This window comes from Turicibacter sp. St.80E1 (assembly GCF_059728495.1).
On sequence record NZ_AP039386.1, the window covers coordinates 388,758 to 408,336 of the forward strand.

Below are 19,579 nucleotides of genomic sequence, written 5' to 3' on the forward strand. Positions count from 1 at the left end.
ATAGGAGATGAAGAAGCCATTTATAAAAATGGGATTGTGCCTGTCTTTAGCGTTGGGATTGATTCCTACGATGCCCACAATAGTAGAGGCATCGAAATCGTGTAAAACGAAGGAAGAATGTAATGCTATTATTAGTGAGGCGCAAGACCAAATTTCTGAAATTAAGGGCAGAGAATCCAAACTTCAAGATGAAATAGAGATTGTTGAGGGGGATATGGGGACAACTGTTCAGAAAATCTCACAAACAGAAAGTGCTATTTCTGAATTTGAGAAGAAAATCTCCCAAAAAGAAACTGAAATTAAGTCAGGTGAAGAGGAAGCTAAAAGATTAGATGAAGAGGTGGAAGCCTTAAAAAAAGTTGTGGCGCAAAGAATGCATATGTCACAGAGATTTTCACGTGGAAATTTAGTGTTACAGATGTTATCTGAATCTAACAGTTTAGTTGATTTTATTCGCCAATTACGTGTCATTAATCACTTTGCACAAAGCGATGCTCAATCGATGGATGAACTAAGTCTTTTAGTCAGTCAGCAGCAAGCGTTACTTGCGACTTTGAAGGTTCAACAACAGGAGTTAGCTGAAAGCAAGGATTCGCTAGAGAAGGAACGTGAAACGTTAGACGCTTATCAACAAAAGTTAGAGCAACAAAAACGTGACTTGGCTAAACAAATGCAAGAATTAGAAAGTGAACGTTTATCAGCTTCAGAAATTATTGAAATTGCTGAAGAGCAGAAGAAAATTTTAGAGCAGACACCACCGCCTCCTGTATCATCAGGAAACTCTTCAAGTAATGGCAGTTCTTCAAGTGGTGGGGTTGTTACGGGATCAGGGTTTATGATTCCATTGGCCCGTGGATATGTAAGTTGCGAATTTATGTGTTATAGTAACCATACGGGAATTGACTTAGCCAACTATGGGGATACATCAACGCCGGTGTATGCTGCACAAGCGGGAACTGTTATTCGTGCAGGTTGGCATAGTGCATATGGAAATCACGTAATGATTACTCACAATATCAATGGGAAAACAATGACAACTGTATATGCTCACATGCACTCAGCACCGTATGTTTCAGTTGGGCAACAAGTTGCACGAGGAACCCAATTAGGAACGATGGGGAATACAGGAAATTCCTTTGGAGCGCATTTACATTTTGAAATGTATGAAGGATATTATAATTATCCACATGCCGTTAACCCAAGAAAATATATTAATTTCCCATCATCATGGTAGGGGCTTTAATGGCGTGCCAGATGTTAGTATAAGATTATGACGATTATTTTCGCCAAAGTTGTGAGATAAAAAGGTACCCTTGAATTGAGAATATAGAGCGTTCAAAAAGACGACGCCTATTTCTCAATGAGGTACTTTTTTTATTTAATCGATGAGGGATCGAACGTAGTCATTTGTAATAAATCATCTTTAAAATGAAATAAATTTATAAATTGTTCCATACTATATAAGTAAAAAGCGACTTTTCATAGGAACATCCAGTTTTGATTAGATAAGGATGCTTAATCTTCATTAAATGATTGACTGAACAGTTAGAATGCATCCATAAACTTGAAGTGATTACAAGGGTTAGAAAAAATGGGTAAATGGTTTGAATTGCAGGATTTGTGAATTTATCCTATTTTCTTGGAATGACAAAGAATATAAAAATTGGTAAAATAGGAGTTATACTAAAACATCCGACGAATTTCACATATGAAAGATGATTACAGGATAGAGATTATGAAATAAAAAAAGGAGTGATGATATGAAGCATAAAAACGGGTTTCTACTGATTGGAAGCTTTTGTTTAGGTGCAGTGGTGACTTTGTTATTGTCATTGATTTTTCCAGAGAAGAAATCAGATTCTATTATCTCACCGTCTAATTATGGGGAGATTGCTTCAATTAATCAGGTATATGAGGCACTCAAATCCTATCATTATTTTTATGAGGGCGATAGTCAGGCGTTAATTGACGGAGCCATCTCAGGAATGATTAATGCCTTAGACGACCCACATTCAACTTATTTTACGATGACGGATTACGAAAATTTTGTGGAGCATTTAGAGGATACTTATTCAGGAATTGGGTGTGAGGTGACCACTGTCAATGGGTATACAATGATTGTTTCACCATTCCCTGATTCGCCGGCGGATGAGGCTGGAATATTAGCGAATGACTTAGTTGTTGAAGTGGATGGCGAAAATGTAGTGGGTCAAACGTTGCAGGAAGTCACGAATAAGATTAAAGGCCCTGTGAACTCAACAGTAACTTTGGGAATATCTCGCAATGATAATCCTGATTTAATTTATATTGAGGTAACGCGTAAGGCCATTGATCAAGAGACAGTTAAATCTGAGTTAATCACAGAAGAGGGTCAGGCAATTGGATATCTTCAAATTACAACATTCGGTGAAAATACAGCACAGGAATTTAAAACCGCAATTGAGGAATTAGAGGGGCAAGGGATGACAGGCCTCATTGTTGATTTAAGAAATAATTCCGGAGGATATTTAACGAGCGTGGTCGAGATGGTCGATTATATTTTACCGCCGGGTAAAGTGATTACAACGATTGAATCGCGAGATGGAAGTTCAGTGAGTTATGAAACGGAAAGTGAAGGTAAGAACTATCCGGTTGTTACCTTAATTAATGAGGGAAGCGCATCAGCCTCTGAAATCTTTTCTGCCGCGATGAAAGAAGCGGGTGGATATGAGGTAGTCGGAACAACATCATATGGAAAGGGAACTGTGCAGGTATCGATGCCACTTGATGATCATTCATCACTTAAGATTACGACCCAAGTATGGAAAACACCAGATAATAATTGGATTAATGAAAAAGGGGTAACCCCAACCGTTGAAGTTGAAGCACCTGAATTTTATAATTATTATCAAGTGTATCTCGAGAATGGAAAAGAGTTGGAGTTTGATCAAGTAAACCCGGCCATCGCAAATGCACAAAATATTTTAAATACGCTCGGTTATTCAGTTGACCGAACGGATGGATATTTTGATGATTCGACAGTATCAGCAGTGAAACAGTTTCAAAAGGATAATAATATAGCAGAAACAGGTATCATTGATAATAAGACGGCGAGTCAATTAACATTAGCCTTAAGAGATAAAATTAGAGATAAGGCATTTGATACACAATTTAAAAAGGCATTAGAAGTTTTACAGAATACTTAATAGAGAGGGGGAGACCCCTCTTTTTTATTTGGAAAGAGGAGAAATTGATTGTATTTAAATGTAAGGTCCATAGAATTACTTTAGTTCTTAGTTGAAAAAGGTGGTATAATGAGTTCATGCGAGGTGACTTTTTATGAAAAAGGGTAAGTTTGAAATTGTCTCAAAGTATTCGCCATCCGGCGATCAACCACAGGCAATTAAATCATTAGTAGAAAATATAGAGTCCGGTGTTAAGGAACAGGTTTTATTAGGTGCAACTGGGACAGGGAAAACATTTACAATTGCGAATGTCGTACAACAGGTAAATAAACCAACCCTTGTTTTGGCTCATAATAAGACGTTAGCCGGACAACTTTATAGTGAGTTAAAAGAGTTTTTTCCGAATAATGCAGTCGAATACTTTGTGAGTTACTATGATTATTATCAACCGGAGGCCTATGTTCCTTCATCGGATACGTTTATCGAAAAGGATGCCAAGACCAATGATGAAATTGATAAGCTACGTCACTCTGCAACAGCAGCGCTTTTAGAACGTAATGATGTTATTGTCGTTGCTTCAGTTTCATGTATTTACGGGATTGGGGACCCTGAAGAGTATAAAAAGATGATGGTATCTATTCGTGTAGGAATGGAGATGGAACGAAATGATTTGTTGAATGAATTAGTTCGAATCCAATATCAACGAAATGACATTGATTTTCACCGGGGAACATTTAGGGTTCGTGGCGATATTGTAGAAATTTTACCGATTGCAACTGAAAAGAATGCAATCCGAATAGAGTTTTTTGGGGAAGAAGTTGACCGTATTCGCGAAATTGATACGATAACAGGGGAAGTCTTAAGTGAACGTAAACATGTTGTCATCTTCCCAGCGTCACACTTCGTAACCGGAGAAGAGCGAATGAAGATTGCGTTAAAAAATATTGAAGAAGAACTTGAGCAACAAGTGAAGTATTTTGAATCAGAGGGTAAGTTACTCGAGGCTCAACGGATTGAGCAACGAACAAGATATGATTTAGAAATGATGGCTGAAATGGGATTCTGTTCAGGTGTGGAAAACTACTCGGGTCCATTGTCGTTACGTGAACGTGGAGCAACACCTTATTGTCTACTTGATTTTTTCCCTGAGGATTGGTTGTTAGTGGCCGATGAGTCGCACGTGACGTTGCCACAGGTAAGGGGAATGTACAATGGGGATCGCGCTCGTAAAGAGACGTTAGTTAATCACGGATTCCGATTGCCATCAGCGTTAGATAACCGCCCATTACAATTTAATGAGTTTGAGGATAAAATTCATCAGGCCATTTACGTATCGGCGACGCCGGGTGACTATGAACTGGCCCGCACGGATAAGGTTATTGAGCAAATTATTAGACCAACTGGATTATTGGATCCGGTTATTGAATTGCATCCAAGTCGAGGGCAAATCGATCATTTAGTCAGTGAAATTTATAAGCGTATAGAGAAAAACGAACGCGTTCTTGTGACGACGTTAACGATTAAGATGTCTGAAGAGTTAACAAATTATTTAAAAGAATTAGGAATTAAAGTGGCTTATTTACATTCAGAAATAAAAACACTTGAACGTATTGAAATTATTCGCGATTTACGTATTGGAACTTATGATGTGCTAGTTGGAATTAACCTTTTACGAGAGGGGCTTGACATTCCTGAAGTTTCTTTAGTTGCGATTTTAGATGCGGATAAAGAGGGATTTTTACGTAGTGACCGTTCCCTTATTCAAACAATTGGACGTGCTGCCCGTAACGCACAAGGACGTGTTATTTTATATGCAGATAAAATAACAGGGTCAATGCGACGCGCCATGGATGAGACAGCGCGACGTCGTGAGATTCAGGAAAAATACAACGAGGATCATGGTATTATTCCAATGACTGTCCATAAGGATGTTCGAGATCTTATTCGTGCAACAGAGGTTGTAGAAAAAGAGGCTAAATATGATACGAAGATGTCTCGTAAAGAAAAAGAAAAATTAATGAAAAAATTAGAGCGTGAAATGAAAGAAGCAGCGAAAGCACTTGATTTTGAAACAGCAGCAACGCTTCGAGATGCGATGTTAGAATTAAAAATTGAGTTAGGTTCATAATAAGTTTATCTGAGTGTTTAAGTGAGTTAAGGAGTGAGGTAAAAGTATGGAAAGTTTACGTGAATTATATAAAGTAGGGAATGGGCCATCTAGTTCTCATACAATGGGACCCGCACGAGCGGCAAAGGTGTTTATGAATCGTTATAAGGAAGCGGCGTCTTTTGAGGCCATTTTATACGGTAGTTTAGCTGCAACAGGTGAGGGTCATTTAACGGATTATATTATTATAAAAACGATGGAGCCTAAACCAGTTAAAATAACGTGGAAGCCAGAAGATTTTCGTCCCTTTCATCCGAATGCGATGAAGTTTATTGCGTATGATGAGAACGAGAAAGAATTAGGTTCATGGACTGTTTACTCAATTGGTGGGGGATCGATCATTGAAGAGGGTCAGGCTCGAGATGAAGTCCCAACTATTTATCCACATTCGAGCATGAATGAGGTGTTAGAAGTTTGTAGAAAAAATAATTGGACGTTATCAGATTATGTTTATCAATATGAACCAGACATTAAGGAGTATCTAGGAGAAATTCTTAAAATAATGCGTGAAACACTGATGAATGGTCTAGTTGCTGAGGGGACTTTGCCGGGGAAACTAAATTATCCACGTCGCGCGAAAAATTTTTATGAACAGGCAAAGGCAAATAAGGGAGAATTATCTATTTTAATTTATTCTTATGCATTGGCTGTCTCAGAGCAAAATGCATGTGGAGATGTTGTTGTAACGGCCCCAACGTGTGGAGCATCAGGTGTTATTCCAGGCGTTTTATTTGCCTTACAAGAAGAGGAAGGATATACGGATGAACAATTAATTGATGCATTAGCGGTTGCGGGACTGGTAGGAAATTTAATTAAAACAAATGCGTCTATCTCCGGGGCTGAGGTTGGATGCCAGGGGGAAGTAGGATCAGCTTGTTCAATGGCAGCGGCGGCGGTTGCCTTTCTAAAAGGTGCCTCTAATTTACATTGTGAATATGCAGCTGAGATTGGATTAGAACATCATTTAGGAATGACATGTGACCCTGTCTATGGGTATGTTCAAGTTCCATGCATTGAACGTAATGCGGTTGCGGCAAAGCGTGCCTATGATGCAGCTAAATATGCGATGTTAACCGATGGTTATCATACCATTACATTAGATCAAGTGATGCAAACGATGAAAGAGACAGGGCTTGATTTAATGGCGAAATATCGTGAAACGGCTCAGGGGGGACTAGCAAAACATTTTGCTGAATGTTAATCTGACTAGGTTTTACAGGATTTTAATGGTATAATAAAGAATATTTAAAATGAGTGAATAAACAGTAAAGGAAGTGACTGTATGGCAAAGGAAGAAGTTAAGGAACCGACTAAGGGACCCAAATTACCGAAAAAACGGGTAATACTTTATAGCTATATCGGTATTTTAGCAGTACTGACAGTTTTATTCGGATTTCATCTTTTAAAATATTTTTATTTAGATCCGTTATCCGTAGCGGGACGTCCGGTGTATGGGTACCGTACGGAAAATTTAGAGTCAATTAGCGACTCTGTTATAGCGGCTGCTGAGGAAAAAGGGGCGCAGCAATCAGGGGTTAATGAAGTAAAGGTAACTGTTCAAGGGCCCGTTGTTTACGTAAACGTTCAGGTAAATGATGGAGTAGATGTTGAGACTGCACGAGCGGCGGCAGAGGCAACAGCCACAAAAATGTTAGATGAGATTGGGGATAAATCACAGGAGTATTCATTTCAATTAGTCGTATCGACTGGAGATGTAAAAGCATTAACTGATGCCAACCGCGAGCAAGAATTGGAATATTATAAGCAACACCGATTAGATATCGTCGAACAAATCGTTGCTCATGCTGAAGAATATCCAACACAGGAAAACATCGACCGTGCTAAAAATAACATTAAAGTCATGCCAAAAGATTACAACAAGAAGACAGGTGAATATGAATACCGTTATAAAGAAGAAAAGGAAGCTTTTGATGCCCGCATTGAGGCGTTGACAGTTTTGACGGCGGAGGAAGAAGAAGCCTTAGGTGATATTCCTTATTTAGAAGTTGATCAGGCAATCAAACCAACGGAAATTTCCGATTATCCAAGTTGGGGAGCCTATGATAAAAATACGCAATCATTTGTATGGCAATAAATAGGGGGGGGAGACAATACGTCTCCCTCTTCTTATGACAACGAGAGGTATAGGTGATAGAAATGACGAAGAAGATAGTGCCGGTTCAAAAAAATGAGTACTATGATGTAAAGATTGAAAGTTTAACGCATGATGGATTAGGTGTAGCGCGTGTCGATGGATTTCCAGTGTTTGTCGCTAATGCACTTGTCGGTGAAGAAATCAATATGAAGGTGACATTAGTAAAAAAAACGTATGCCTTTGGCCGTGCAGTTGATTATTTTGTAACGAGCGGGGAACGTGTTAAACCAGAATGTGGAATATACAAGCAATGTGGTGGATGTCAAGTTCAACATTTAAGTTATGAAGGACAACTTAAAATGAAGCATGACACAGTGGTTAATCATTTAAAAAGAATAGGTCATATTGAAGATGCAAATGTATTACCGACAATCGGAATGCAAAATCCTAGTCGATACCGTAATAAGACGCAGGTTCCATTTGGGTATGCGGATGGAAAAGTGGTAGCGGGATTCTATCAAAAACGGAGCCATGAAATAATTAATATGCAGTCGTGTTTAATCCAAACAGATATCTCAGATCAAATTGTAGAAACAATGAGACAATTGTGTCAGGAATTAGAGATTGATCCGTATAATGAATCATTAAACCTTGGAGTTTTACGTCATGTTATTGTACGCGTAGGATTTAAAACGGAAGAAATCATGGTAACGCTCGTGACAAGAACGCATGAAATTCCAAATAGTGAGTTGCTTATTCAAAGGCTAGTGAGTAAATACCCTAAGATTAAAAGTATCGCTCAAAATGTGAATCCTAAAGTCACGAATGTTATTTTTGGAGACGAGACACGTATTTTATATGGGGAACCTTATATTTATGATGAAATGAATGGAATTCGTTTTGCTATTTCACCGCGTTCTTTTTATCAAGTCAATCCGATTCAAACGGAGACATTGTATTCAAAAGCTGTTGAATATGCCCAATTATCGGGGAATGAGATTGTCTTTGATGCATATTGTGGAATTGGTACAATTACCTTATTCTTAGCGCAGCATGCTAAACAGGTGTATGGTGTTGAAATTATTCCTGAGGCAATTGAAGATGCGAAAATGAATGCCCGGTTAAATGGTTTTGAAAATACCCAATTTGCTGTAGGAAAGTCTGAAGAAATTATTCCTGCATGGATTGAGAACGGGATTGTACCTGACGTTATCGTTGTTGACCCTCCACGTAAGGGGTGTGATCGATCATTATTAGATACAATGTTAGAGGCGGCCCCTGATCGTATTGTTTATGTATCTTGTGACTCCTCGACACTTGCTAGAGACTTGCGTGTTCTTATAGATGGAGGCTATAAATTGGAAGTTGTTCAACCCGTTGACATGTTCCCTCAGACAGCGCACATTGAGTGTGTAGCAAAATTAGTTAGAGCTTAATCATGTAAGGAAGGTAGAAAATATTCCTACGGTTAAAAAGAATTGATATCGTGCACTAAGTGTGTTAGCTTTTATAACACGTTTGGTGCATTTTTTATGAGAGAGAAGATAATTTTAAAAAATATCAAAAAACTGTTTGACATTAAATGAGTGGAATGGTATTATAAATGAGTCGCTAAAAGGGCGATGGAAAAGAAAACAAAAAAAGTTAAAAAGTGTTTGACAAAAGAAGTTAAACCTGATAAAATAGAAAAGTCGCCAAGAGAGGCGGACACAAATTCTTACTAAAAAGATAAAAAACATTTGACAGAAAAAGTCGAATGTGGTAAGATAAAGAAGTCGCCAAGAGGCGAAAGAAGTTCTTTGAAAACTAAACAGAACGTCAAGAATCATTAAGCGAAAGAAATTTCGCAAGCTAAGGAAATAAAACTAATATGGAGAGTTTGATCCTGGCTCAGGATGAACGCTGGCGGCGTGCCTAATACATGCAAGTCGAGCGAACCACTTCGGTGGGAAGCGGCGAACGGGTGAGTAACACGTAGGTGATCTACCCATCAGACGGGGATAACGATTGGAAACGATCGCTAATACCGGATAGGACGAAAGTTTAAAGATGCTCCTGGCATCACTGATGGATGAGCCTGCGGCGCATTAGCTAGTTGGTGGGGTAAAGGCCTACCAAGGCGACGATGCGTAGCCGACCTGAGAGGGTGAACGGCCACACTGGGACTGAGACACGGCCCAGACTCCTGCGGGAGGCAGCAGTAGGGAATCTTCGGCAATGGGCGAAAGCCTGACCGAGCAACGCCGCGTGAATGAAGAAGGCCTTCGGGTTGTAAAATTCTGTTATAAGGGAAGAAAGGTGATAGGAGGAAATGACTATCAATTGACGGTACCTTATGAGAAAGCCACGGCTAACTACGTGCCAGCAGCCGCGGTAATACGTAGGTGGCAAGCGTTATCCGGAATTATTGGGCGTAAAGAGCGCGCAGGTGGTTAATTAAGTCTGATGTGAAAGCCCACGGCTTAACCGTGGAGGGTCATTGGAAACTGGTTGACTTGAGTGCAGAAGAGGGAAGTGGAATTCCATGTGTAGCGGTGAAATGCGTAGAGATATGGAGGAACACCAGTGGCGAAGGCGGCTTCCTGGTCTGCAACTGACACTGAGGCGCGAAAGCGTGGGGAGCAAACAGGATTAGATACCCTGGTAGTCCACGCCGTAAACGATGAGTGCTAAGTGTTGGGGGTCGAACCTCAGTGCTGAAGTTAACGCATTAAGCACTCCGCCTGGGGAGTACGGTCGCAAGACTGAAACTCAAAGGAATTGACGGGGACCCGCACAAGCGGTGGAGCATGTGGTTTAATTCGAAGCAACGCGAAGAACCTTACCAGGTCTTGACATACCATTGACGCCTCTAGAGATAGAGGGTTCCCTTCGGGGACAATGGATACAGGTGGTGCATGGTTGTCGTCAGCTCGTGTCGTGAGATGTTGGGTTAAGTCCCGCAACGAGCGCAACCCCTGTCGTTAGTTGCCAGCAGTGAGATGGGGACTCTAACGAGACTGCCAGTGACAAACTGGAGGAAGGTGGGGATGACGTCAAATCATCATGCCCCTTATGACCTGGGCTACACACGTGCTACAATGGTTGGTACAAAGAGAAGCGAAGCGGTGACGTGGAGCAAACCTCATAAAGCCAATCTCAGTTCGGATTGTAGGCTGCAACTCGCCTACATGAAGTTGGAATCGCTAGTAATCGCGAATCAGAATGTCGCGGTGAATACGTTCCCGGGTCTTGTACACACCGCCCGTCACACCACGAGAGTTTACAACACCCGAAGTCAGTGGCCTAACCGCAAGGAGGGAGCTGCCTAAGGTGGGGTAGATGATTGGGGTGAAGTCGTAACAAGGTATCCCTACCGGAAGGTGGGGATGGATCACCTCCTTTCTATGGAGAAAGAGACGTTCTGTTTAGTTTTGGGAGAATTTCGATTTTCCTAGAATTGATCTTTGAAAACTAGATATCTTCTGAAGAAGAAAAGTTAAGTAATAAAGGGCGCACGGAGGATGCCTAGGCACTAGGAGTCGAAGAAGGACGCGACAAACGGCGAAACGCCTCGGGGAGCTGTAAGTAAGCAAAGAGCCGGGGATATCCGAATGGGGAAACCCGCTAGTGGTCATACGCTAGCACCGTATGGTGAATCAATAGCCATAGAGGAGACAGACCCAGGGAACTGAAACATCTAAGTACCTGGAGGAAAAGAAAGAAACATCGATTCCCCAAGTAGCGGCGAGCGAACAGGGAGGAGCCCAAACCGGAGTAATCCGGGGTAGAAGGACCTTCAGAAATGACTGAACATGATAGCCGAATGGTCTGGGAAGGCCAACCGGAGGGGGTGAGAGTCCCGTAGGTGAAATTGTGTGAAGCAGGGAAGGGATCCTGAGTACGGCGGGACACGAGAAATCCCGTCGGAAGCAACGAGGACCATCTCGTAAGGCTAAATACTACCTAGTGACCGATAGTGAACCAGTACCGTGAGGGAAAGGTGAAAAGAACCCCGGAAGGGGAGTGAAAGAGAACCTGAAACCGTGTGCCTACAACTAGTCAGAGCCCGTTAAAGGGTGATGGCGTGCCTTTTGTAGAATGAACCGGCGAGTTACGATATCGTGCAAGGTTAAGTTGAAGAGACGGAGCCGAAGCGAAAGCGAGTCTGAATAGGGCGAGGAGTACGATGTTGTAGACCCGAAACCGTGTGAGCTAGCCATGAGCAGGCTGAAGGTCAGGTAACACTGACTGGAGGGCCGAACCAGGGCACGTTGAAAAGTGCTTGGATGACTTGTGGCTAGGGGTGAAATTCCAATCGAACACGGATATAGCTGGTTCTCTCCGAAATAGCTTTAGGGCTAGCCTCGATAAGAGTCTACTGGAGGTAGAGCACTGAATGGGTGATGGCCCCACCTCGGGGTACTGATCTCAATCAAACTCCGAATGCCAGATAGATATGATCGGGAGTCAGACTGTGGGTGATAAGGTCCATGGTCAAAAGGGAAAGAGCCCAGACCGCCAGCTAAGGCCCCCAAGTGTCCGTTAAGTGGAAAAGGATGTGGAGATGCACAGACAACTAGGAGGTTGGCTTAGAAGCAGCCATCCTTTAAAGAGTGCGTAATAGCTCACTAGTCGAGTGACTCTGCGCCGAAAATGTACCGGGGCTAAACGGACCGCCGAAGCTGCGGATTGACACGAAGTGTCAGTGGTAGGAGAGCGTTCTAACAGCACAGAAGCAGTACCGGAAGGAGCTGTGGAGCGGTTAGAAGTGAGAATGCCGGTGTGAGTAGCGAAAGATAGGTGAGAATCCTATCCATCGAAAGCCTAAGGTTTCCAGGGGAAGGCTCGTCCGCCCTGGGTAAGTCGGGACCTAAGGTGAGGCCGAAAGGCGTAGCCGATGGACAACAGGTAGAGATTCCTGTACCACTTAATAAACTGAAGGAGTGACGGAGAAGGCTAAGTTGAGCGTGTGAATGGATTCACGTGTAAGCAGTGAGGTGGTCATGTAGGCAAATCCGCATGGCGAAACATTGAGCTGTGATGCCGAAAGCCCGAAAGGGTGAAGTCAGCTGATGTCACGCTTCCAAGAAAAGCTTCTAGGGATAATTTATTAGGTGCCCGTACCGATAACCGACACAGGTAGGCGAGGAGAGAATCCTAAGATGAGCGAGAGAACTCTTGTTAAGGAACTCGGCAAAATGACCCCGTAACTTCGGGAGAAGGGGTGCTTGTGAAAGCAAGCCGCAGTGAAAAGGCCCAGGCGACTGTTTATCAAAAACACAGGTCTCTGCTAAACCGCAAGGTGATGTATAGGGGCTGACGCCTGCCCGGTGCTGGAAGGTTAAGAGGAGAGGTTAGCGCAAGCGAAGCTTTGAATTGAAGCCCCAGTAAACGGCGGCCGTAACTATAACGGTCCTAAGGTAGCGAAATTCCTTGTCGGGTAAGTTCCGACCCGCACGAAAGGCGTAACGATCTGGGCGCTGTCTCAACAAGAGACTCGGTGAAATCATAGTACCTGTGAAGATGCAGGTTACCCGCGACAGGACGGAAAGACCCCGTGGAGCTTTACTGTAGCTTGATATTGAGCACTGGTGACACATGTACAGGATAGGTAGGAGACGAAGAGACCAGGACGCCAGTCTTGGAGGAGTCGCTGTTGGGATACTACCCTTGTGTTACTGGGGTTCTAACCCGTGGCCATGAGCTGGTCAGGGGACAGTGTCAGGTGGGCAGTTTGACTGGGGCGGTCGCCTCCCAAAGAGTAACGGAGGCGCCCAAAGGTTCCCTCAGAATGGTTGGAAATCATTCGAAGAGTGTAAAGGCAGAAGGGAGCTTGACTGCGAGACCAACAAGTCGAGCAGGGACGAAAGTCGGGCTTAGTGATCCGGCGGTACCGAATGGAAGGGCCGTCGCTCAACGGATAAAAGCTACCCCGGGGATAACAGGCTGATCTCCCCCAAGAGTTCACATCGACGGGGAGGTTTGGCACCTCGATGTCGGCTCATCGCATCCTGGGGCTGTAGTCGGTCCCAAGGGTTGGGCTGTTCGCCCATTAAAGCGGTACGCGAGCTGGGTTCAGAACGTCGTGAGACAGTTCGGTCCCTATCCGTCGTGGGCGTAGGAAATTTGAGAGGAGCTGTCCTTAGTACGAGAGGACCGGGATGGACACACCGCTGGTGTACCAGTTGTTCTGCCAGGAGCATAGCTGGGTAGCTACGTGTGGAAGGGATAAACGCTGAAAGCATCTAAGCGTGAAGCCCCCCTCAAGATGAGATTTCCCATTCGAAAGAAGTAAGATCCCTTGAAGACGACGAGGTAGATAGGTCAGGAGTGGAAGTTTGGTGACAGATGAAGCGGACTGATACTAATCGATCGAGGACTTAACTAAATAGGAAAGGCAAAAACGAGCGGTTATCACAGGCAGAAAGTGAAAAGAACTGAGGAATCACGAAGGTGATGAACAGTTATTGAACTTTACCACTGTGATGCGAGAGTTGCCGGACAAGAAGAAGTAAGCAGAAGATATCTAGTTTTGTGAGATTGATGAAATCTGACAGAAGGTCTAGTGATAAGGGCAAGGAGGGCACACCTGTTCCCATACCGAACACAGAAGTTAAGCTCCTTAGCGCCGAGGGTAGTACGCAAGTGCGAGAGTAGGACGTCGCTAGGCCATAAATAAATGCGGGTGTAGTTTAATGGTAGAACTTCAGCCTTCCAAGCTGACTGTGAGAGTTCGATTCTCTTCACCCGCTCCAAATAGCCAATTAACATCCTTCGGGGTGTTTTTTTTTTTATTTATCGAGAATTAAAGGAAAGGCAACAACGGGCGGTTATCATAGGTGGAAAATGAAAAGAACTGAGGAATCACAAGGGTAATGAACAGTTATTGAACTTTACCACTGTGATGCGAGAGTTGCCAGACAAGAAAATGGATACGAACTCCTAATTCATAAGTGAATGGGAGTTTTTTTTAGTTTTAGTTTAAGGGATCTCCTTTAACTAAAGAGGGGATTCAATCAAAGAGTAGTAAGCATTAAATAAATCTAGATTTTTAAGGTCCTACACGGCATCATAGGGTACACAGGAAACAGGATATTTTTATTAACCTTGATCTCAAGGATTCAGAATTCAGATAGAATGTTTTCGTCATGGGAGGAATGATTTAGGATTGATTCTTATGCGGAGTCCTAGTATTGTCACAGGATTGAGTGATAGTTTAATTTAAGCGATTCATGATGGAAAAAAGATTTCGAGTGATTCATAGGTTCTTATCCTTTAATTATAATGAGCGGTAGTGATAGGGTTATATTTGTAGTACCTATCCGGATAATGGGTTATATCTGATTAAAAGGATTGAGATTTACACGCCTTTTGCCTCAACTACACCGTAATAGGTGAAAATTATAGGTGAATAAAAAAATAAAACAACTGAGGGGGAGTCAGTTGTTTTATGGAAGAGAAATGAAAAAGAAAGAGTTTATATAATTTATAAAACAGCAAGTTTTTACTTGCAACTTTATTATGGCTTTATTTTTACTGTTTATTCAATTGGCTTGAAATATTTTTAAGAAAAGAGATAGCGATAAATAATGAAGGTTGTTTTATCGTTGTTAAGTTTAGGTCGGCTTTTGATTAGAAACAATAGCGATCGTCCCATATGTTAAGTTTGCTAGTAACCTATATGAATAACAAAAAAAGTCCCAACTGAGGGGGGGAGTCAGTTGGGAGAGAAAGGGGAGTATATAAAATAAGGAGTTTTGGAAGAGCAAGTTATAAAACTTACATCTATGTTATGGATAAAATTGTTATTTTTATACAACGAAAGCGACTTTTTTAAGAAAAGAGATAGCGATAAATAATGAAGGTTGTTTTATCGTTGTTAAGTTTAGGTCGGCTTTTGATTAGAAACAATAGCGATTGACCCATATGTTAAGTTTGCTAGTAACCTCTATGAATAACAAAAAAAAGTCCCAACTGAGGGGGGAGTCAGTTGGGAGAGAAAGGGGAGTATATAAAATAAGGAGTTTTGGAAGAGCAAGTTATAAAACTTACATCTATGTTATGGATAAAATTGTTATTTTTATACAATGAAAGAAATTTTTTTTCGGGTTAATTATAAAATTCTCTTTAAAGCGTGGTCCATCTAATTTGAGGGGGAAGGAGTTAAACTTTTTCATTGATGAAAGGGTGGACATTAAAAGGTTTCATCAGTTTTAATGAGATGCATTCCATTAGGAGGAGAGTTTCTCAGGGACGAGCGGTGACGAGCCTTTATATTTAAATGTTTTGTTGTCATTAATTCTGTGGTTTTGTCATATGATGTTATGAGCTTACGATAGGCTTGATGCGGATAGGAGAGAAGGAAGGAGGGGGAGCCTATGGATTTTGAATTTGTGAGAATGTATACACCCATGTATATGGAAGCAGCAAAATTGACATTCGGTATTGCTTGGATTGGAATTTTATTATCCATTGTTATTGGATTTGTTTGTTGTCTAATTTGTTACTACAATGTTCCGATCCTGAAACGGATAGTGGGCGTATATATTGAACTTTCAAGAAATACTCCTCTTTTAATTCAGCTATTTTTTTTATATTTTGGATTACCGAAGCTTGGCATCGTTTTAAATTCATCGGTATGTGGAATCATTGGGTTAACTTTTTTGGGGAGTAGTTATATGTCTGAGGCCTTTCGGAGCGGTTTAGAGGCAATACCTAAAGGACAGGTGGAATCAGGATTAAGTATTGGGCTGACGAAATGGCAGGTCCTTTGGTATGTGACGTTACCACAGGCAATCGCAGTTGCCCTTCCTGCATTTAGTGCGAATATTATATTTTTAATTAAGGAAACGTCAGTGTTTAGCGTGATTGCATTGGCCGACTTAATGTATGTTGCGAAAGGGTTAATCGGCTTATACTATAAAACGGATGAGGCGTTGCTCATGCTTGTCATAGCGTATCTGATTTTATTATTACCTATTTCTTTGATACTTGCTTTTATAGAAAGGAAGGTGCGATATGCAGGAGTTAGGGATTAATATTTTATTCGAGGGAAGGAATTTTATCCGGTTATTAGAAGGATTAGGCGTCACGATTCAAGTCTCTTTAATTTCAGTGTGCCTTTCAATTATATTAGGACTCTTAATGGGAATGGTGATGAGGTTACAAAATCGAGTGGTGCAATTTATGTGTCGGGTCTATTTAGAAACAGTTCGCATTGTTCCACAATTAGTCCTCTTATTTTTAGTTTACTTCGGATTGAGTAAATCGTTAGGAATTAATTTATCAGGCTTTTGGGCATCCGTCCTTGTCTTTTCCTTTTGGGGAGTTGCAGAAATGGGCGATTTAGTACGGGGGGCGTTAGAATCGATACCTAAGCATCAATATGAAACTGCGGCAGCCTTAGCTTTAAATAAATGGCAAATTTATGTCTATGTCATTCTTCCACAAACGATGCGGCGTCTTCTGCCACAGACAATCAATTTAGTGACACGCATGATTAAAACGACATCGCTTATCGTATTAATTGGGGTCGTGGAAGTCGTAAAAGTTGGACAGCAAATCATTGAGTCTGCCCGCCTAACGACGCCGAGTGCTCCCCTTTGGATTTATGGCGTTATTTTTTTACTCTATTTTTTAATTTGTTATCCCATCTCGAAGTGGGCGACACACCTTGAAAAACGTTGGAATGGTTAAGGAGGGGATTTAAATGGAGAAACCCATATTACAAATGTCAGAAGTGACGAAGAAGTATGGCGATCACACTGTGTTAAGTCAGCTTTCTCTTTCGGTTAATCCGGGAGAGGTCGTCGTTGTTTTGGGACCATCAGGCTGTGGAAAAAGTACGTTACTTCGTTGTATCAATGGATTAGAAGATATTCAGGCAGGAAAAATTTTGCTTGAAGGTGAACAAATTAGTCATCAAAAAGGGGATCTTTCCCGGGTGCGGCAAAAGATTGGGATGGTCTTTCAAAGCTATGAGCTTTTTCCACACATGAATGTTTTACAAAACATTATCCTCGGTCCTGTAAAAGCTCAAAAGCGTCCTAAAAGGGAGGTGGTTGAAGAAGCTTTACAGTTGCTTGAACGCGTAGGGTTACTTCATAAAAAGGATGCTTATCCGGGGGAATTATCAGGTGGGCAAAAACAACGGGTCGCCATTGTACGTGCGCTTTGTATGCAACCGAAAATTTTATTATTTGATGAGGTGACGGCGGCGCTTGATCCGGAAATGGTTCGTGAGGTTTTGGATGTCATGTTATCGTTGGCGAAAGAGGGAAGCACGATGGTCATTGTGACACATGAGATGCAGTTTGCACGGGCTATTGCTCATCGAATTGTTTTTATGGACGAAGGGCAAATCATTGAGGAAAATGATCCGGAGAGTTTCTTTACTTGTCCTAAAACGGAACGTGTCAAACAGTTTTTAAATCTGTTTACGTTTGAATCAGAGGGGGATGGAAAATGAAAAAGCGAATATTAGGCATTTTAAGTCTTGTTTTTTGTCTCGGTCTTATGGCAGCTTGTGGAAAGGATGATTCCCATGTTCGTTCATTAAGCGAAATTAAAGAGAGTGGAAAAGTAGTCATAGGGGTCTTTAGTGATAAAAAACCATTCGGTTACGTGGATGCCAATGGGGATTATCAAGGATATGATGTTTACTTTGGAAACCGATTAGCTAAGGACTTAGGGGTTGAGGTTGAATATGTACCTGTTGAGGCGGCTAGTCGTGTAGAATATTTATTATCAAACAAAGTAGATATTATTTTAGCGAACTTCACGGTAACAGAAGAACGCGCCGAAAAGGTAAACTTTACGCTCCCTTATATGAAGGTGGCACTAGGTGTTGTTTCTCCTGATCGTGCACTGATTACAGATGTATCGCAACTCGCTAACAAAATGCTCATTGTAAGTAAGGGAACAACGGCGGAGACGTATTTTACACAAAATCATCCAGAAGTTAATTTGTTGAAGTTTGATCAGTATACGGAAGCGTATGGGGCTTTATTAGATGGGCGCGGGGATGCACTTTCGACGGATAATACGGAGGTTCTAGCTTGGGCGCTTGAAAATGAGGGCTTTAGTGTCGGAGTGGAGAGTTTAGGTAATATTGATACGATTGCAGCGGCGGTGAATAAAGATAATAAAGAGTTGCTAGATTGGATCAATGATGAGATTAAGGCGTTAGGTGAGGAACAATTTTTCCATGAGGCGTATGAACAGACGTTAGCGCCTGTTTATGGGGAAGCAGCTGATGTGGACAATCTTGTTATTGAAGGTGGGGTATTAGAGGATTAAATAGAAGTGGACGTTTTTGCGGATATGAAATCGTTTCTTTTAATAGAAAGAATAAGAAAATCTCTTCGAAAGAAGGGATTTTTTGTTTAAATAGAACAGGTAGCCACAGAAAGCGAAATATGTTAGAATATGTAGAGTAACAGGAGAGGATAAGGGGAGAATGGGATGATTGTTCGAATTGGTATTTGTGATGATGAAGCACGTGTCCGTTTAAAGACGCGACAGTTAGTTGAAAAATATTTAAAAATGTATGAGTTAACCTATGAGATTTATGAGTTTTCATCAGGTGAAGAGTTATTAGCCTCTTATCCACAATCTTTAGATGTGTTGTTATTGGATATTACCATGGGGCAATTAAATGGGATTGAAACAGCGAAGGAAATTCGTTCGTTTGATTCAACCGTGGATATTATTTTTTTAACGTCGTTGATGGAGTTTATGCAGGAGGGGTACGTCGTTCGTGCCTATCGCTATTTGCTAAAGCCATTGGACGATAAAAAAGTGTTGAAGCATGTGATGTCGTGTATTGAGGAGCGATTGTTAAGGCAGGATGCCCATTTACTTATTCAGAATCGGGGAGTCTTTTATCGAATTGATATTCCATCAATTTTATATATTGAGACGAAAAAGCCTGGGGTTTTGATTCATACGTCGAATCGCACGTATGAGATTCGAATGAGTTTATCGGAACTTGAGCGAAGGCTAAGTGGCTATCCGTTTTTTAGAAGTCATAAAAGTTACTTCATTCACTTAGTACATGTTGATCGGTTACTTTCGAATGCGGTTCGCATTCAACAAGAGGAGGTTCCTGTGAGTAAACATCGGATACGCGACTTAAAACTATCTATGTTAAAATTATTAGGAGATCAATGA

The 19,579-nt window shown here is 41.5% G+C and carries 11 protein-coding genes, 1 tRNA gene and 3 rRNA genes; all 15 read left to right on the plus strand.

The window, feature by feature from the left end; translation table 11 throughout:
* The first annotated feature begins 7 nt into the window (after positions 1 to 7).
* The 15 genes from AC6I0I_RS01890 to AC6I0I_RS01960 all read left to right on the plus strand — a co-directional run bounded on the left by AC6I0I_RS01890 (position 8) and on the right by AC6I0I_RS01960 (position 19,579).
* Complete coding sequence (locus tag AC6I0I_RS01890; RefSeq protein WP_237658976.1) at positions 8 to 1,234, plus strand: murein hydrolase activator EnvC family protein; 1,227 nt, start codon at positions 8 to 10, stop codon at positions 1,232 to 1,234.
* Between the two features lie 526 nt (positions 1,235 to 1,760).
* Positions 1,761 to 3,185 carry a S41 family peptidase gene (locus AC6I0I_RS01895; protein ID WP_161832608.1) on the plus strand — a complete coding sequence of 475 codons (1,425 nt, stop codon included), beginning with the start codon at positions 1,761 to 1,763 and terminating at the stop codon, positions 3,183 to 3,185.
* Between the two features lie 133 nt (positions 3,186 to 3,318).
* On the plus strand, positions 3,319 to 5,292 hold the full coding sequence (gene uvrB / locus AC6I0I_RS01900) for an excinuclease ABC subunit UvrB (protein WP_161832607.1): 1,974 nt from the start codon (positions 3,319 to 3,321) through the stop codon (positions 5,290 to 5,292).
* Between the two features lie 46 nt (positions 5,293 to 5,338).
* On the plus strand, positions 5,339 to 6,532 hold the full coding sequence (locus AC6I0I_RS01905; protein ID WP_161832606.1) for an L-serine ammonia-lyase: 1,194 nt from the start codon (positions 5,339 to 5,341) through the stop codon (positions 6,530 to 6,532).
* Positions 6,533 to 6,613: 81 nt separating this feature from the next.
* Positions 6,614 to 7,426: a hypothetical protein gene (locus AC6I0I_RS01910; protein ID WP_161832605.1), complete on the plus strand. Its 813-nt coding sequence runs from the start codon at positions 6,614 to 6,616 to the stop codon at positions 7,424 to 7,426.
* A gap of 62 nt (positions 7,427 to 7,488) precedes the next feature.
* Positions 7,489 to 8,862 (plus strand): 23S rRNA (uracil(1939)-C(5))-methyltransferase RlmD, encoded by a 1,374-nt coding sequence (rlmD, locus tag AC6I0I_RS01915; protein ID WP_262951080.1) that lies wholly within the window; start codon positions 7,489 to 7,491, stop codon positions 8,860 to 8,862.
* Positions 8,863 to 9,293: 431 nt separating this feature from the next.
* A 16S ribosomal RNA gene (locus tag AC6I0I_RS01920) occupies positions 9,294 to 10,810 on the plus strand.
* 92 nt (positions 10,811 to 10,902) lie between these two features.
* Positions 10,903 to 13,796, plus strand: a 23S ribosomal RNA gene (locus AC6I0I_RS01925).
* Positions 13,797 to 13,969: 173 nt separating this feature from the next.
* Positions 13,970 to 14,078: ribosomal RNA gene (gene rrf, locus AC6I0I_RS01930) — 5S ribosomal RNA — on the plus strand.
* The 16S, 23S and 5S rRNA genes sit together here with 1 tRNA gene alongside, the layout of an rRNA operon.
* Positions 14,079 to 14,089: 11 nt before the next feature.
* Positions 14,090 to 14,163 (plus strand) — tRNA-Gly (locus AC6I0I_RS01935).
* A 1,623-nt stretch (positions 14,164 to 15,786) separates the two neighbouring features.
* Positions 15,787 to 16,446, plus strand: a complete 660-nt coding sequence (locus AC6I0I_RS01940; protein WP_161831021.1) for an amino acid ABC transporter permease — start codon at positions 15,787 to 15,789, stop codon at positions 16,444 to 16,446.
* Positions 16,427 to 17,104: an amino acid ABC transporter permease gene (locus AC6I0I_RS01945; RefSeq protein WP_161831022.1), complete on the plus strand. Its 678-nt coding sequence runs from the start codon at positions 16,427 to 16,429 to the stop codon at positions 17,102 to 17,104. The genes AC6I0I_RS01940 and AC6I0I_RS01945 overlap by 20 nt, the downstream gene beginning before the upstream one ends.
* A 34-nt stretch (positions 17,105 to 17,138) precedes the next feature.
* Positions 17,139 to 17,876 (plus strand): amino acid ABC transporter ATP-binding protein, encoded by a 738-nt coding sequence (locus AC6I0I_RS01950; protein WP_432766973.1) that lies wholly within the window; start codon positions 17,139 to 17,141, stop codon positions 17,874 to 17,876.
* Positions 17,873 to 18,706 carry a cysteine ABC transporter substrate-binding protein gene (locus AC6I0I_RS01955; protein WP_161831024.1) on the plus strand — a complete coding sequence of 278 codons (834 nt, stop codon included), beginning with the start codon at positions 17,873 to 17,875 and terminating at the stop codon, positions 18,704 to 18,706. Before AC6I0I_RS01950 ends, AC6I0I_RS01955 begins: the two co-directional genes overlap by 4 nt.
* A 165-nt stretch (positions 18,707 to 18,871) precedes the next feature.
* Positions 18,872 to 19,579: a LytR/AlgR family response regulator transcription factor gene (locus AC6I0I_RS01960; RefSeq protein ID WP_161831025.1), complete on the plus strand. Its 708-nt coding sequence runs from the start codon at positions 18,872 to 18,874 to the stop codon at positions 19,577 to 19,579.